Raw genomic sequence first — 13,782 nt, forward strand, 5'->3', positions numbered from 1 at the left:
TATCGGTCGCCGAGTGCGCGTTCCTGACGGCCCGACAGCGTTGCGCAAACATCGCGGTCGCGAAGTCTGCATCTCTCGATGCGCCTGACAAGGGCCGCGAGAGCATACGAAGCGCGGTAGTAGACGCGCTCTTTGCGCTCCTTGTGAGGCCGTCCTGAGAATGAGTGCTCCGCGATCACCGAGCGAGGTTGACGTATGGGCCAGCACCGCAAAACCAAGCACTACCGGCGGATAGTCATTGCCGCCGCCGCCATGGGCGCCGTGGGCGTGCCGTCTGTCGCCCTGGCCTGTTCCGAATGGCCGAACGGCACGGAAGGCCAGGCACAGGCCACCGCGCCGAGCGCACCCGGGACGCAGTGGCAGCACATTCCCTGGCATCACCACCGCAACGGCTTGGAGGCTGTCGCACCGGGGACCGCCGCGCCGGAGACCGGCGTGCCGCAGCCGGCCGCACCGCGGACCACCGCACCGGCCGAGCCCCGGACCACGGCTCATCCGAGTGCCAGGAAGAAGGTCCCGGCCCACCGGCCCCAGGGGAACGCCGCCCCGAGCACCCCGAGTGCCCCGAGTGCCCCGAGTGCCACCACCGCCCCGGCCGCCCCCGCGCCCGCGGCCTCCGCCGCGCCGAGCACCCCGAAGCCCAGCACCACGGCGTCCGGGGTCACCGCGGAGATCCTGCGGCTCGTGAACGCCGAACGGGGCAAGGCCGGTTGCCGGCCCCTGACCCTGAACTCGACGCTCACCAAGGCGGCGCAGGCCCACAGCGCCGACATGGCCGCCCACCAGAACATGTCGCACACCGGATCGGACGGGTCGAACCCGGGCGACCGCATCACGCGCGCCGGTTACACCTGGAGCAGCTACGGCGAGAACGTCGCCTACGGCTACGGCACGGCGGAGCAGGTCATGGCGGGCTGGATGGCCAGCCCGGGCCACCGGGCCAACATCCTCAACTGCGGGTTCAAGGAGATCGGCGTCGGTCTCGCGCAGCCGAACAGTTACTGGACCCAGGACTTCGGCACGGCCCGCTGACCACCGGCGGCCGGCGGGTCCGCCCGCCGGCCGGGGCCCGGGGGCTCGGGCAGGGTACGGAAGAACAGCCAGCTCAGTACCGGCATCAGGATCAGCGGGGCGAGGGCGGTCCGCAGGGACGTCGCGTCCGCGACCCGGCCGATGAGGGGGCTCACCAGGCCGCCGACGCTGACGGTCAGCCCCAGGGTGACGCCGCCGGCCGTGCCGACCCGTGAGGGCAGGTAGTCCTGGCCGAGCGTCACCTGGAGGGAGAACGGGACGTAGAGGCCCGCGGACGCCAGGGCCACGCACAGGTACAGGGCGGGGCCCGGGACGAACACGACGCCCGCGACCGCCACGGCCGCCAGCAGGTACGACCAGCGGCACACCGTGACCCGGTCCCGGCGCCCGGCCAGCCGGCCGCCCAGCACGGAGCCGGCCGCGCCGCCCAGATAGAGCACGAACAGCGCGGCCGTACCGGCCGCCACGCCGCCGCCCAGGCGCTGCGCCGCGTACAGGGACAGAAAGCTGCTCAGGCCGGTGAACACGACCGAGCGGCACACCACGGCCAGCGACAGCCTCAGGAAGGACGCCCGGTCGTCGGGGCCGGCCGCCGGTGCCGGGTCCAGCAGGCGCTGTCGCTGCCCCGGTGCGCGCAGCACGCTCAGGGTCAGCGCCGCACCGACGAGCGCCGGCAGCATCAGCAACGGGGTCCAGCGCAGTCCGCCGGTACCCACGACGGCCGCGACCAGGAGCGGGGCCAGGGCGAAACCGACGTTGCCGCCCAGGGAGAACCAGCTCATGGCGGTGTGCCCGCCCCCGCCCGCCAGCCGCGCGACGCGGGCGGACTCGGGGTGGTACGCGGCCACACCGGCGCCGGACCCCGCCACGCACACCAGGGTCAGCGCGTACGAGTCGCCGCTGCCGCACAGCGCGATGCCCAGGCCGGCCAGGAGCGTACTGGCCGGCAGCAGCCAGGGGACCGGCCGGCGGTCGGTGAGCGCGCCGAACAGCGGCTGCGCCACCGAGGACAGCAGGGAGGCGGCCAGGACGACGCCCGAGGCCGCCGCGTAGCCGTAGGCGCGCTCGGCGACGAGGAACGGGATCAGGGACGCCACGCACCCCTGGTAGACGTCGACGCAGGCGTGCCCGACGGACAGCAGGATGATGGATGCTCTTCTTCGCACCCGGCCATGCTCCGGCCCGGACGGCCTGTCGCGCTTTCGATAAACTGCCAGGTGATGACGCAGATCCGCCATGAGCCGGTGGCCCCCACCCGCACCCGACGGCTGGACTCCGGCGCGGCGATAGACGCCCACCGGCACGACGGCCACCAGATCGTGTACGCAGGCCGGGGCGTGCTGGCCGTCACGACCGACGCGGGTTCCTGGGTCGCCCCGGCCACCCGCGCCATCTGGGTGCCGGCCGGCACCGTCCACGCCCACCAGGCCCACGGCGCGCTCGAACTGCACCTGGTGGGACTGCCCGTGACCGAGAATCCGCTCGGCCTGGACGCGCCGACCGTGCTCGCCGTGAGCCCGCTGCTGCGCGAACTGATCGTCGCCCACACCCGTGCCCCGCAGGACGGCAGTCCCGAACGGGCGCGGCTGCGCGCGGTGTTGCTCGACCAGCTGCGCGCCTCGCCGCAGCAGCCGCTGCACCTGCCGACGCCCGCGTCCCCCGTGCTGCGCGCGCTGTGCGACCTCCTGCGCGCCGATCCGGCCGACGGCCGCACCCTGGCGGAGCTGGGCCGGGTGGTCGGGGCGAGCGACCGTACCCTCTCCCGGCTGTTCCGCCGCGACCTCGGTATGACGTTCCCGCAGTGGCGTACCCAGCTGCGGCTGCACCACGCGCTGGTCCTGCTCGCCGACCGGACACCGGTGACGGCCGTGGCGCACCGGTGCGGCTGGTCCTCGGCCAGCGCGTTCATCGATGTCTTCCGGCGCGCGTTCGGGCACACGCCGGGCAGCGGTCCGGAGCAGGCACGAGCTCACGACGCCCACACCGGCGGGCCGGGACGGCGGTGAGAGCCCGGCCCTACGGCCGTACAGGCCCGGCCGGACGACCGCTGTGACGGCCCGGCCACGGCGGCGCCGAGGGTCCGGTACTGGCGGCGGTTCAGAGCTTGGCGCCGAAGTCCTGGGTCCACCAGGGGCCGCCCGAGCCGTTGTGGACGCCCACGCCGATGTTCTTGAACGAGCAGTTGAGGATGTTGGCGCGGTGGCCGGGGCTGTTCATCCAGGAGTCCATCACCGACTGCGGGGTCTGCTGGCCCCGGGCGATGTTCTCGCCGTACGTGGACCAGCGGTAGCCCGCCGCGGTGATGCGCTCGCCGGGGCCGTTGCCGTCCGGGTCCGTGTGGTCGAAGAAGCCGCGGGCGGCCATGTCGTCGGAGAGCCCCTGGGCGGCCTTGTCCAGTTGCGGGTCCTCGCTGACCGCACCGCATCCGGCCGCGGCCCGCTCCTTGTTCACCAGCGCGACCACCTGCGCCACCGTGCCCGTGGGCGCCGGCTGTGCCTGCTGGGTGGGGGTGACCCGCGGGGTGACGCGCACCGTCTGCTGCGCCTGCGGCGTGCCGGTCTTCTTCGCGGGCCGGGGGCTCTTGGACGGGGCCGGCTTCTTCGAGTGCGACGGGGAAGGCGACGCGGAGGCGGAGGGCGACGACGAGGTCGCGGAGGCGCTGGGTTCCACGAGGTCCACGACGGGGGCGTTGGCGGCGGGCGCCGCGGTCGCCTCCCTGGTCTCCGGTCCGGAGCCGGGGCCGAGGTACCAGAGGCCGCCGCCCGCCACGCAGGCCGCCACCACGGCGCCGCCGACGGTCCGGCGCCGGAGCCGCCGCCGTCGCCGCGCCTCGTCGCGAGCGGTCGTACGCCGGCGCGAGGCGCGCAGCCCGACCTGTCCCGTCGTGGCGTCCGGGCCGCCTTTGCCCGTGCCCGGTCCCCCGGCGCCCATGTCCGCGGCCAGGTGGGCGGTTTCCATGTCCGCCGGGAGCGGGACCGCCGAGCCGGCCGCGGTCGTGCCGGTCACGGCGGACCGGGTCGTCGCGAGCAGCGCCGAGGACACCCCGACGAGCGCCAGCCCGGCCAGCAGACCCTCCGCCGGCAGCAGACCGCTCCACAGACCGCCGCAGCGCACGCAGTCGCGGGCGTGCCGGGCTATCCGCTTGCGCCACAGGGCGGAGGGCAGGCCGTCCCACGCGGCCAGCACACCGCGCAGTTCCTCGCAGGGGGGCCGGGTGTCCAGCGCCCGTACCACCACGCGGGCCGCCTCCAGCCGCGCCTTCATCCGCTGCACCCGTACGGCGGTGTGCTGCGGCGAGACCCCCAGGGCCGTGGCGACTTCGGCCCGGGTCAGTTCACCGGCGCACTCCAGCCACCACAGCGAGAGCACCTCCCGGTCCTCCGGTTCCAGCCAGCGGGTGGCGCGCGCGGTCTCCTGGCGCTGGCCGGACAGCTGGAGCCGGACGATGGTCAGGTCCACGAAGTCGGCGCCGGGGTCGGCGACATCGGCGGCCTCGTCCACGGCGTCCGGGGCGACCTGCCGGTCCTGCCAGTGCGCCCGCACCCGGTTCATCGCGATGGCCACGAGCCAGGAGCGAAAGCTCTCCGGGGTCCGCAGGTCGCCGAGCGAGCCCAGGGCCCGGAGCATGGTCTCCTGGACCACGTCGTCGACGTCGACCGAACCGTTCAGGGCGCGCCCCACGATGTTGTAGACCAGCGGGAGGTAGGCGCTGACCAGGGCGTCCTGGGCCGCCGGGTCCCCCGCCCGGGCGGCGTTCACCAGTGCCGCCGTGTCCACCGTGTGCTGTGTCCTCATCAGAACTTCCCTGTCCTCGACGCCCGAACGATGCTGTCCGTTACCTGGGAGACCGCCCGGCACGGTGCCGATAACAGTTCTTCGGAAAATCTTTCGAGAGGGAAGCTCACAGGAGCGGTGCGACGGCCGCAAGGGCGGAGATCACACCGGGCGAGCGACCGACCGAGCCCGGTGCGCCGGTGTGGTTGCCGCGATCCAGGAACCGGTCGACGTACGGCTCCTCGTGTCCCGCGACGACCGGCGCGGTGCCGGTGTCAACGGCACGAACAGGGCGCCGGGGTCCCCTGGGCGTCCGCTGTGGCACGGTGGCGTCGAGTTCAGGTCCGGACGCGCACACGGGGGGTGGGCCGGACCGGGCCCGGGCACTCGGGGCGGGCCGCTCCGGGCCGAGGGTGCCCGCCTCGGTCTCCGGCGGCGTGGCGTGCGCCGGGCCGGTGCGGTCCGCGGCGAGGATGGCGCTCGGCAGCAGGTGACTGGGAGGCGGGTGTGCGGGTATGACGGTGAACCGTGTCGGCCTGGTCGTGCACGGCGGGCGCGCCGAGGCGGTGGCCGCCGCGCGGGTCGTGCGCGCGTGGTGTGACGAGCACGCGGTGGGCTGCACGGACATCGACGTGTGGCAGGAGGGCGCGCGGCACAGCGCCCGGGAGGAGGTCGACAGCGCGGGCGACCCGGACCTCATCGTCACCCTGGGCGGCGACGGCACGTTCCTGCGCGGTGCCCGGGTGGCGGCCGAGAACGACGCCCTGGTGCTCGGAGTCGACCTCGGCCGGGTCGGCTTCCTGACGGAGGTCCCGGCCACGGCGGTGCGTGAGGCGCTGGACGCCGTACAGGAGGAGCGGATCGAGGTCGAGAGCCGGATGCTGCTCACCCTGCGGGCCTCCTGCCGGCTGGAGGTGCCCGCGCAGATGGAGGCGCTGCTGCGGTACGGCCGCGGGCCGATGCTGCCCCCGCCCCGGGTGCGGTCCGAGTGCGTGGCGGGCAACGACTGGGGTGTCGCGCTGAACGTCACCGCGCTGAACGACGTGGTCGTGGAGAAGCTGGCCCGGGACCGGCAGGTGTCGGTCGCGGTGTATCTGGCGGGCCGGCTCCTGGCCTGCTACTCGGCCGACGCCCTGCTGGTGGCCACGCCGACGGGCTCCACGGCGTACAGCTTCGCCGCGGGCGGCCCGGTGGTCTCGCCGCGCGCGGAGGGCCTGGTGTTCACCCCGGTGGCACCGCACATGGTGTTCAACCGCTCGGTGGTGGCCGCGCCGGACGAGCCCGTCGCGCTGCGGGTGCTCCAGCGGTCGGGCCGGGCCGCGGTCAGCGTCGACGGCCAGCTGCGCGGGGTGCTCAGCCCCGGGGACTGGATCGGGGTGTACGCCGCCCCGCGCCGGCTGAAGGCGGTCCGGCTCGGCCCGACGGACTTCTACGGGCGGCTGCGGGAGCGTATGAACCTCACCGACGCGCCCGCCGCGCTCGCCGACGGGGAGGCCGCCCCGCTGTGGCCGGTGACCACGCCACGGCCGGCCGACCTGGCTCATCTGGCGCTGCCACCGATGCCGCGCGACGCGTCCCGGCCGTCCTGAGGGCTCAGCCGGTGCCGGCGCGAGGGTGAAGCCGTCGTAGCCCCTGGCGCCGACGGTCTGCAGGGTGGTGGCGGTCAGCCGCGGGTGCCCGGCCATGAGTGCCGTGAAGCGCCGGACGCCCTGGACGCGCGGGTCGGTGGCGGCCGGGTCGGCAAGGTCCTCGCCGAACTGCTGCATACGCTGACCGGCCATCAGGTCCTGGAGCGCCGCCGCTACCAGGACCACCCGCCCCGCCACGAGTACCTGCTCACCTAACAGGGCCGTGGTCTGCTCCCCGTGCCGGCCTCGCCGTCGCTCACGGCCCGGAACCGGTGGGCTGAGGGGGCGCCCGGAGCGTCCCGGGAATGCCGTCGAAATGGCTCCGCCGGCCGCTTCCGCGAGTCGGCCATGACCCGGATGGCCGTTCGAAGCCCGGGGCGCCGCAGCGTCGGGTGTGTGCCCTGTGGTCGTATATTCCTTGGTGCGCTTGAGCCGTCGGATCGGCGTGGTCCTCGATCGCACCGGGGAACGGCCGTCAGGGCCGTACCGTAACGTGGGCAAGCCCCACCGGAATAAGGAGATTTGGATGTCGACAGTCGAGCTGAACACCAACTTCGGCCGCATCGTGCTGGAACTCAACGACGCCGAGGCGCCCAAGACCGTCGAGAACTTCCTCACGTACGTGCGCAGCGGCCACTACGACGGCACGATTTTTCACCGGGTAATTAACGGCTTTATGATCCAGGGCGGCGGTTTCACCCCGGACATGGACCAGAAGCCCACCCGGGCGCCGATCCAGAATGAGGCCGACAACGGGCTGAAGAACAACAACTACACCGTGGCGATGGCCCGGACGGGCGACCCGCACTCCGCGACCGCCCAGTTCTTCATCAACGTTTCGGACAACGCCTTCCTGAACTTCTCGGGGAAGAACCCGAACGGCTGGGGCTACGCCGTGTTCGGCCGGGTCACCGAGGGCCAGGATGTCGTCGACTCCATCAAGGGGATCAAGACCGGCAGCCGTCACGGCCACTCGGACGTCCCCACCGAGTCCGTGGTCATCGAGTCCGCCAAGGTTCTGGGCTGACGCACTCCGGCGGGGCGGCACCGGTCCACCGGTGCCGCCCGCGTCACTTCGCCCGCCCGCGTCGCACCGCCCGGTCCGGCGGCTTTGCGTGCCGGGCCCCGCGCGGCCGGATTCAGGCCGCCGCCCCGCCGCCGGGAGCGAGCCGCCGGAGGGTGGCCTCGATCCGGTGCTGTACGGCCTGCCGCTGCGGCACCAGGTAGAAGTGGGCCCCGGGATACACGTGGAGCTCGAAGGAGCCGTCGGTCTCCTGGGACCAGGTCCGGGCCTCCTCGGGGGTCACGCGGGGGTCGGTGTCGCCCGTGAGCACGACGAAGGGGCTGCGCAACCGGGGCCCCGGGGTGGGCCGGTAGGTCTCCACCGCGCGGTAGTCGGCCCGCAGCATGGGCAGGATCATCCCCAGCAGTTCCTCGTCCCGGAGCAGGGCGGCGTCGGTGCCGTCGAGCTTGACGACCTCCTCGATCAGCTGCGCGTCGCTGCCCTGGTGGAGGTTCTCGAACCGCTCGACGGACGGGCCGCGGCGCCCGGACAGGAAGAGCACCGCGCAGGGACGCCCGGCGTTTTCCAGGAGCCGGGCCAGTTCGAAGCCGACCATGGCCCCCATGCTGTGCCCGAACAGGGCCAGGGGCCTCTCGTCCAGCTCGCCCAGCGCGTGGAACACACCCTGCGCGAGCTCCTGGACGGATTCCGCCGGGGGTTCCTCGCTGCGGTCCTGACGGCCGGGATACTGCGCCGCCCGCACGTCCAGCGCGGGCGACAGCGCCTTGGAGAGGCCGAAGTAGAAGCTCGCGGAGCCGCCGCCGTGCGGCAGGCAGAGCAGCCGTGGCGCATCCGGCTTCGACTCGTGGAAACCGCGCAGCCAGGACGAGTGCCCCGCACCGGACCGGTCGACCATGTGTCCCCCTCGATGAACGTGCTGTCCTGAAACGTGCCTCTCCAGAACGTAGTGGATGCAGGGGCCACCCGGCTGACGGACCGCCGGTCACCGCAACGTCCCTCGGTGGACACGGAACCACAGACGACTTAGACTCCTAGTCCAGATATAGACCGCATGTCGACGGCTGAGGGGAGGAGTGCCATGGATCACGCCGCGGACGGTGCGGACGAGCACCTCGTCCGGGAGGCCGAGAAGATCACCGTGGCACTCGGCCGCATGTTCCCCGGCCTGTGCGAGGTGGTGCTGCACGACCTGCGGAACCCGGACCACGCGATCCGCGCGATCGAGAACAACCTGTCGGGCCGCCAGGTCGGCGATCCGGCGACGGAGTTGGGGCTGGCGCGCATCGCCGACCCGGAGTACCCGAGCGTCATCCAGAACTACCCCAACCGGTTCCCCGACGGCCGCCCGGCGAAGAGCACCTCCATCGGCATCAAGAACGCCGCCGGCGAGTACGTCGCGGCACTGTGCCTGAACCTCGACGTGTCCGTGCTGTCCCCGGTGACCCTCGCCCTGTCCAACCTGGTGGCCACGGACACCGAGCACCGCGACCAGCCCCTGGAGACCCTGCGGGACCGCACCGCGCGCGAGCTGCGCGAAGCGGTCGAGGCCCGGGCCGCCGAGCGCGCCGCCGCGCCCCGCTCGCTGAGCCGCGAGGACAAGAAGGCACTCGTACGACAGCTGCAGCGCGACGGCTACTTCGACTCCCGCGACGCCGCCCAGACCATCGCGGACCTGCTCGGCGTGTCCCGGGCGACGGTCTACAACTACGCGAAGTGAAGGTCACTCGCCCATGAGCACCGCTCCCTCCCCGGCCCCTGCCGCCCGTGCCGGTTCCACCCCCTCGCCCACTCGCTCCGTCCCCGCCGCCAGGACCCTGGCCGACCCCGACACCCCGTTCGCCGTCGTCGACGCCCACAGGACACGGCGCAACATCGCGCGCCTGCGGGACCGGGCGGACCGCCTCAAGGTCGCCCTGCGCCCCCATGTGAAGACGGCCAAGAGCCCCGACGCGGCCGCCCTCCTGCACGACGGCTCCCCCGGCCCCGTCACCGTCTCCACCCTCGCCGAGGCCGAGGCGTTCGCCGACGCGGGGCACCGCGACATCACCTACGCCGTCGGCATCGAACCCCGCAAGCTCCCGCGTGCGATCGCCTTGTCGCGCCGCGGCGTCACCCTGCGCGTCCTGCTGGACAGCACCGAGCAGGCGGCGTTCGTCGCCGCGGCCGCGCGGGAGTCCGGCACCGTCCTTCCCACCCTGATCGAGATCGACTGCGACGGACACCGCGGCGGCCTCCGGCCCGACGCTCCCGGGCTCACCGGAATCGGCCGCGTCCTGCACGAAGCCGGCTGCCTGGACGGCGTGCTGACCCACGCCGGCGAGTCGTACTTCCGCCACACCGCCGAGGAACAGCGTGAGGCGGCGCGGAACGAACGCGACGCCGCCGTCGCCGCGGCCGGGCGGCTCCGGGCGGCCGGTCTGCCCGTGGCCACGGTCAGCGTAGGCTCCACCCCCACCGCCCACGCCGCTGACGACCTCACCGGAGTCACCGAACTCCGCGCGGGCAACTACGTCTTCTTCGACCTCGTGATGGCCGGCCTCGGCGTCTGCGACCTGGACGACCTCGCCCTGTCGGTCGTGGTCACCGTCATCGGCCACCGCCCCGAGTACGGGTGGATCGTCACCGACGGCGGCTGGATGGCCATGTCCCGCGACCGGGGCACCGCCGCGCAGGCGCAGGACCAGGGCTACGGCCTGGTCGCCGACCTGTCCGGCGCCCTGATCCCCGGGCTGGTGATGACCGCCGCGAGCCAGGAACACGGCACCCTCACCGCCCGGGACGGCGCCGTCCTGCCCGACCTGCCCATCGGCACCCGCCTGCGCGTCCTGCCCAACCACGCCTGCGCCACCGCCGCCCAGCACCACGGCTACCACGTCATCGACGGCAGCCGGGGCGAGGTGGCCGCGCCCGCCGTCGAGTCGTACTGGCCCCGCGTCAGCGGCTGGTGACCGCCCGCCCTTCACGCCCGCCCCAGCCGGCAGCCGATCCGGCACGACAGCCGGCATCCGACCCACCACTCGAAGGACAGCCCATGGCCGCCGAACCGCCCGTCTCCTTCGCCGATGTCCGCGAGGCTGCCGCCCGCCTCGAGGGCATCGCCCACCGGACCCCCGTCCTCACCTCCCGCACCCTGAACTCCCTCGTCGGGGCCGAGGTGTTCATCAAGGCCGAGAACTTCCAGCGGATCGGCGCCTTCAAGTTCCGCGGCGCCTACAACGCCGTCGCCCAACTCCCCCCGGACCAGCTGGCGAAGGGCGTCGCCGCCTACTCCTCCGGCAACCACGCGCAGGCCACCGCGCTGGCCGCCCGCGAACTGGGCACCAGCGCCGTCATCCTGATGCCCGAGGACGCTCCCCGCTCCAAGATGGAGGCGACCGCCGGATACGGCGCGGAGATCGTCACCTACGACCGCTACACCGAGGACCGCACCGCGCTCGGCCACGCGCTGGCCGAGGACCGCGGCCTGGCCCTGATCCCGCCCTACGACCACCCGCACGTCATCGCCGGTCAGGGCACCGCCGCCCTCGAACTCCTCCAGGAGACCGGACCGTTGGACGCCCTGCTGGTGCCCGTGGGCGGAGGCGGTCTCATCGCGGGAAGCGCCACCGCGGCCACGGCACTGCACCCCGGCATCCGTGTCATCGGCGTCGAGCCCGAGGCGGGCGACGACACCAAGCGCTCCCTGGAGAGCGGCGCACGCGTCACCGTCCCGGTCCCCCGCACCATCGCCGACGGCCAGGCTCTGGACACGCCCGGCGAGATCACCTTCACCGTGAACCGGCGCCTGGTCGACTCCATCGCCCTGGTCAGCGACGCCGAGATCGTCACCGCGATGCGGTTCGCCTTCGAACGCCTGAAGATCGTTCTGGAACCCAGCGGGGCCACGCCCCTGGCCGCGCTCCTCGCCGGGCGCGTCGACAACCCGCCGCGGCGGATCGGCGTCATCGCGTCCGGCGGCAACATCGACGTCGACCGCTTCACCTCACTCGTCACCGGCTGAGCAGCCGGTGGCCGTCCCGGCCGGGGAGGAGTACGGCCGTCATCGGCCCGGTAGGTGTGCGGCCGTCACCAGCCCGGGAGGTGTGCGGCCGTCACCAGCCCGGAAGGTGTGCGGCCGTCACCGGCCCGGGAGGCGGGTACCGGCAGATCACTCCCTCCCTCGCTCACTCCGTCACTCCGGCACGGGCACGCACTCGGCGAGCAGGTCGATGATGTCGCGCCAGGCTCGCCGCGCGTGCCGTGGGTGGTGGCCGACGCCGGGACGCACGGTGTGGTCGACCGGCGGGTGGTGGAAGGCGTGCAGGGCTCCGCCGTAGACCACGAGGCGCCAGTCGACGCCCGCGGCCTGCATCTCGGCCGTGAACGCGTCCCGTTGCGCGGGCGGCATGATCGGGTCCTCCGACCCGACCCCGGCCCACACCGGGCAGCGGATGCGCGACGCCTCGCCCGGTCGGCCCGTGGTCAGTGCGTTGACCGTCGCGATCGCGCGCAGGTCGACGCCGTCGCGCCCGAGTTCCAGCCCGATGGCGCCCCCGGTGCCGTAGCCGACGGCGGCGATCCGGTCGGGGTCGGTCCGCGGTTCGGCGCGCAACACGTCCAGCGCCGCGTGGCCGATGCCCCGCATCCGGTCGGGGTCGGCGAGCAGCGGCATACAACGGGCCAGCATCTCCTCGGGGTCGCGCAGACAGCGCCCGCCGTGGAGGTCGAAGGCCAGCGCCACGTACCCCAGCTCGGCGAGCGCGTCGGCCCGGCGCCGCTCGACGTCGCTCAGCCCCAAGCCCTCCGGCCCGAGCAGCACCGCGGGCCGGCGGCCGGCACCGGCCGGGAGCGCGAGGTGCCCGATCATCGTCAGTCCGTCGGCGGGGTACTCGACCGTGCGCGTGGTGACCGTCGTCATGAGACCGGACTGTAGTGATCGTCGCGTCGGGCCGGCCCGGCGTTACGCCGCAGGCAGAACGGCTCAGACCGTCAGCCGGCGCAAGCCGCCCGGGGTGCCGGGGGCGAAGGTGACGCGGGTGTAGTACTCGGTTCCGATGATCCGGTTCCGGGTCTCCTCCGGGAGGCGGGCGAGGATCCCGGGCAGCGCGCGCTCACGTTCCGCCTCGCTGCGGTGGGCCGTGATCGCGGCCCACTTCCGGTCCGCCCACGGCCGGACATCCACGGTGGCGGTGACGTGTGTGTCCGGCACGCTCAGCACCGACTTGCCGACTCCGTCCAGAAGTTCACCCAGTTCGGCCGCGCCGGAGTGCGGGTGGGTCGCCAGGTAGAGGGCGCCGGGCTGCCATGGCTCACCGGCCTCGGGGTACAGCTGCCCGAGAGCGGCGGCGGTCACCGCGAGCAGGGTCATCCGATGCGTGTGCCGGTGATCGGGATGCCCGGTCAGCTGACCGTAGGCGTCATGGGTGACGACGATCTCGGGCCGGACCTCCCTGATGTGGGCGACGAGGTGTCCGACGGCCTCGTCGACCGGCACGTCGCACCACCGGGACCGGCCGGGGGCCGAGTCGGGGACACGGTGGTCGGCGTACCCGAGCAGGCGCAGTGGCTCGCGGACTCCGAGGGCCGTCAGGGCGTCGGCGAGTTCACCGGCGCGCGGTGTGCCGGGGGCCCAGGTGGCCGTGACGACGGCCGTACGGGCGCCCTCGGCGGCGTGCTGGGCGAGGACACCGCCGGCGACCAGCGCCTCGTCGTCCGGGTGGGCGAACACGGCGAGCAGGCCGGGCGGCACGGATTCCTGCCGAGGTGCCTCGGCGAACTCCCGGCGGGTCGCGGTCGCGGTGCGGTCGGGGACCGGGTACGTGCTCACAGCTCACCCCAGTCCCAGGTGTCGAAGTACCCGGCCGTGCCCGTCCGGCGGGCCTCGGTCACCGCTGTCAGCCGCGCGAAGTCCTGGACCGGCATCAACGGCCGCCAGTCCTCCAGGCACAGCACACGGATCTCGTCGTGCTCCTCCGGGTCCAGGGTGATCCCCCGGATCCGCGCCTCGTCGAGACGGCCCCCGTCGAAGATCATGCCCATGGTGCTGTACGGCCATGCGTCGCCGGGCAGTCCGTAGACCGCGGCCAGCAGCCGGGGCGGCCCGGTGACGGTGATACCGGTTTCCTCACGGCACTCGCGCACTGCCGTCTGCCAGGGCCGCTCGCCGGGCTCCATGGTGCCGCCGGCCATCTGCCACGGGTGCGAGGGGTTGTACGGTGCGTGCAGCTGGACGGGCCGGTCCTGCTCGTCGGTGAAGTGGATGCAGGCGAATCCCGTCGCCTTCATCAGTTGCTCGGCGTACTGCTCGGGCGGCAGCCAGGTCCGGCTCACGTCGTCTCCTTTCCC

The 13,782-nt window shown here is 73.5% G+C and carries 15 protein-coding genes; 8 read left to right on the forward strand and 7 right to left on the reverse strand.

Annotated elements, in window-relative coordinates; translation table 11 throughout:
- Nucleotides 1–491 precede the first annotated feature (491 nt).
- Nucleotides 492–665, reverse strand: coding sequence for a hypothetical protein (locus FHS34_RS44035; RefSeq protein WP_372478583.1), 174 nt, complete (start codon nt 663–665; stop codon nt 492–494).
- A 19-nt stretch (nt 666–684) separates the two neighbouring features.
- Here FHS34_RS44035 and FHS34_RS44040 point away from each other — a divergent pair, with 19 nt between their 5' ends.
- Entirely contained in the window at nt 685–1,032 is a 348-nt protein-coding gene (locus FHS34_RS44040) for a CAP domain-containing protein (RefSeq protein ID WP_372478584.1), read from the forward strand.
- On the opposite strand, the gene FHS34_RS05890 is transcribed toward FHS34_RS44040, so the two are convergent.
- Nucleotides 999–2,198 carry an MFS transporter gene (locus tag FHS34_RS05890; RefSeq protein WP_184961866.1) on the reverse strand — a complete coding sequence of 400 codons (1,200 nt, stop codon included), beginning with the start codon at nt 2,196–2,198 and terminating at the stop codon, nt 999–1,001. The genes FHS34_RS44040 and FHS34_RS05890 overlap by 34 nt on opposite strands.
- A 54-nt stretch (nt 2,199–2,252) precedes the next feature.
- Between FHS34_RS05890 and FHS34_RS05895 the strand changes: the two genes are divergently transcribed.
- Entirely contained in the window at nt 2,253–3,038 is a 786-nt protein-coding gene (locus tag FHS34_RS05895; RefSeq protein ID WP_184961868.1) for an AraC family transcriptional regulator, read from the forward strand.
- Between the two features lie 91 nt (nt 3,039–3,129).
- On the opposite strand, the gene FHS34_RS05900 is transcribed toward FHS34_RS05895, so the two are convergent.
- On the reverse strand, nt 3,130–4,827 hold the full coding sequence (locus FHS34_RS05900; protein ID WP_184961870.1) for a sigma-70 family RNA polymerase sigma factor: 1,698 nt from the start codon (nt 4,825–4,827) through the stop codon (nt 3,130–3,132).
- A 494-nt stretch (nt 4,828–5,321) separates the two neighbouring features.
- Here FHS34_RS05900 and FHS34_RS05905 point away from each other — a divergent pair, with 494 nt between their 5' ends.
- The 3 genes from FHS34_RS05905 (at nt 5,322) to FHS34_RS05915 (ending at nt 7,461) form a co-directional block, all read left to right on the forward strand.
- The gene (locus tag FHS34_RS05905) at nt 5,322–6,395 is read left to right on the forward strand and encodes an NAD(+)/NADH kinase (protein ID WP_184961872.1); all 1,074 of its coding nucleotides are present in this window, start codon (nt 5,322–5,324) and stop codon (nt 6,393–6,395) included.
- A gap of 84 nt (nt 6,396–6,479) precedes the next feature.
- Nucleotides 6,480–6,650 (forward strand): winged helix-turn-helix transcriptional regulator, encoded by a 171-nt coding sequence (locus tag FHS34_RS44045; protein WP_372478585.1) that lies wholly within the window; start codon nt 6,480–6,482, stop codon nt 6,648–6,650.
- A gap of 310 nt (nt 6,651–6,960) precedes the next feature.
- On the forward strand, nt 6,961–7,461 hold the full coding sequence (locus FHS34_RS05915) for a peptidylprolyl isomerase (RefSeq protein WP_184961874.1): 501 nt from the start codon (nt 6,961–6,963) through the stop codon (nt 7,459–7,461).
- A 112-nt stretch (nt 7,462–7,573) separates the two neighbouring features.
- On the opposite strand, the gene FHS34_RS05920 is transcribed toward FHS34_RS05915, so the two are convergent.
- Nucleotides 7,574–8,353, reverse strand: coding sequence for a thioesterase II family protein (locus FHS34_RS05920; RefSeq protein ID WP_184961876.1), 780 nt, complete (start codon nt 8,351–8,353; stop codon nt 7,574–7,576).
- A 183-nt stretch (nt 8,354–8,536) separates the two neighbouring features.
- Between FHS34_RS05920 and FHS34_RS05925 the strand changes: the two genes are divergently transcribed.
- The 3 genes from FHS34_RS05925 to FHS34_RS05935 all read left to right on the forward strand — a co-directional run bounded on the left by FHS34_RS05925 (nt 8,537) and on the right by FHS34_RS05935 (nt 11,458).
- Entirely contained in the window at nt 8,537–9,175 is a 639-nt protein-coding gene (locus FHS34_RS05925; RefSeq protein ID WP_184961878.1) for a helix-turn-helix transcriptional regulator, read from the forward strand.
- Nucleotides 9,176–9,188: 13 nt separating this feature from the next.
- Entirely contained in the window at nt 9,189–10,406 is a 1,218-nt protein-coding gene (locus FHS34_RS05930) for an alanine racemase (RefSeq protein ID WP_184961880.1), read from the forward strand.
- An 83-nt stretch (nt 10,407–10,489) separates the two neighbouring features.
- On the forward strand, nt 10,490–11,458 hold the full coding sequence (locus FHS34_RS05935; RefSeq protein WP_184961882.1) for a threo-3-hydroxy-L-aspartate ammonia-lyase: 969 nt from the start codon (nt 10,490–10,492) through the stop codon (nt 11,456–11,458).
- Between the two features lie 171 nt (nt 11,459–11,629).
- On the opposite strand, the gene FHS34_RS05940 is transcribed toward FHS34_RS05935, so the two are convergent.
- The 3 genes from FHS34_RS05940 to FHS34_RS05950 form a co-directional block, all read right to left on the reverse strand.
- The gene (locus tag FHS34_RS05940; RefSeq protein WP_184961884.1) at nt 11,630–12,355 is read right to left on the reverse strand and encodes a dienelactone hydrolase family protein; all 726 of its coding nucleotides are present in this window, start codon (nt 12,353–12,355) and stop codon (nt 11,630–11,632) included.
- A gap of 63 nt (nt 12,356–12,418) precedes the next feature.
- Nucleotides 12,419–13,186, reverse strand: coding sequence for a PIG-L deacetylase family protein (locus tag FHS34_RS05945; protein WP_184962847.1), 768 nt, complete (start codon nt 13,184–13,186; stop codon nt 12,419–12,421).
- A 74-nt stretch (nt 13,187–13,260) separates the two neighbouring features.
- Nucleotides 13,261–13,767 (reverse strand): NUDIX domain-containing protein, encoded by a 507-nt coding sequence (locus FHS34_RS05950; RefSeq protein ID WP_225817539.1) that lies wholly within the window; start codon nt 13,765–13,767, stop codon nt 13,261–13,263.
- Between the last annotated feature and the right edge of the window lie 15 nt (nt 13,768–13,782).

This window comes from Streptomyces echinatus (assembly GCF_014203595.1).
GTDB lineage: Bacteria > Actinomycetota > Actinomycetes > Streptomycetales > Streptomycetaceae > Streptomyces > Streptomyces echinatus.

Coding starts and splice junctions, on each gene's coding strand:
- FHS34_RS05935 (WP_184961882.1), top strand. CDS start 10,490: ATGGCCGCCGAACCGCCCGTCTCCTTCGCCGATGTCCGCGAGGCTGCC.
- FHS34_RS05930 (WP_184961880.1), top strand. CDS start 9,189: ATGAGCACCGCTCCCTCCCCGGCCCCTGCCGCCCGTGCCGGTTCCACC.
- FHS34_RS05925 (WP_184961878.1), top strand. CDS start 8,537: ATGGATCACGCCGCGGACGGTGCGGACGAGCACCTCGTCCGGGAGGCC.
- FHS34_RS05905 (WP_184961872.1), top strand. CDS start 5,322: ATGACGGTGAACCGTGTCGGCCTGGTCGTGCACGGCGGGCGCGCCGAG.
- FHS34_RS05940 (WP_184961884.1), bottom strand. CDS start 12,355: ATGACGACGGTCACCACGCGCACGGTCGAGTACCCCGCCGACGGACTG.
- FHS34_RS05920 (WP_184961876.1), bottom strand. CDS start 8,353: ATGGTCGACCGGTCCGGTGCGGGGCACTCGTCCTGGCTGCGCGGTTTC.
- FHS34_RS05895 (WP_184961868.1), top strand. CDS start 2,253: ATGACGCAGATCCGCCATGAGCCGGTGGCCCCCACCCGCACCCGACGG.
- FHS34_RS05915 (WP_184961874.1), top strand. CDS start 6,961: ATGTCGACAGTCGAGCTGAACACCAACTTCGGCCGCATCGTGCTGGAA.
- FHS34_RS05900 (WP_184961870.1), bottom strand. CDS start 4,827: ATGAGGACACAGCACACGGTGGACACGGCGGCACTGGTGAACGCCGCC.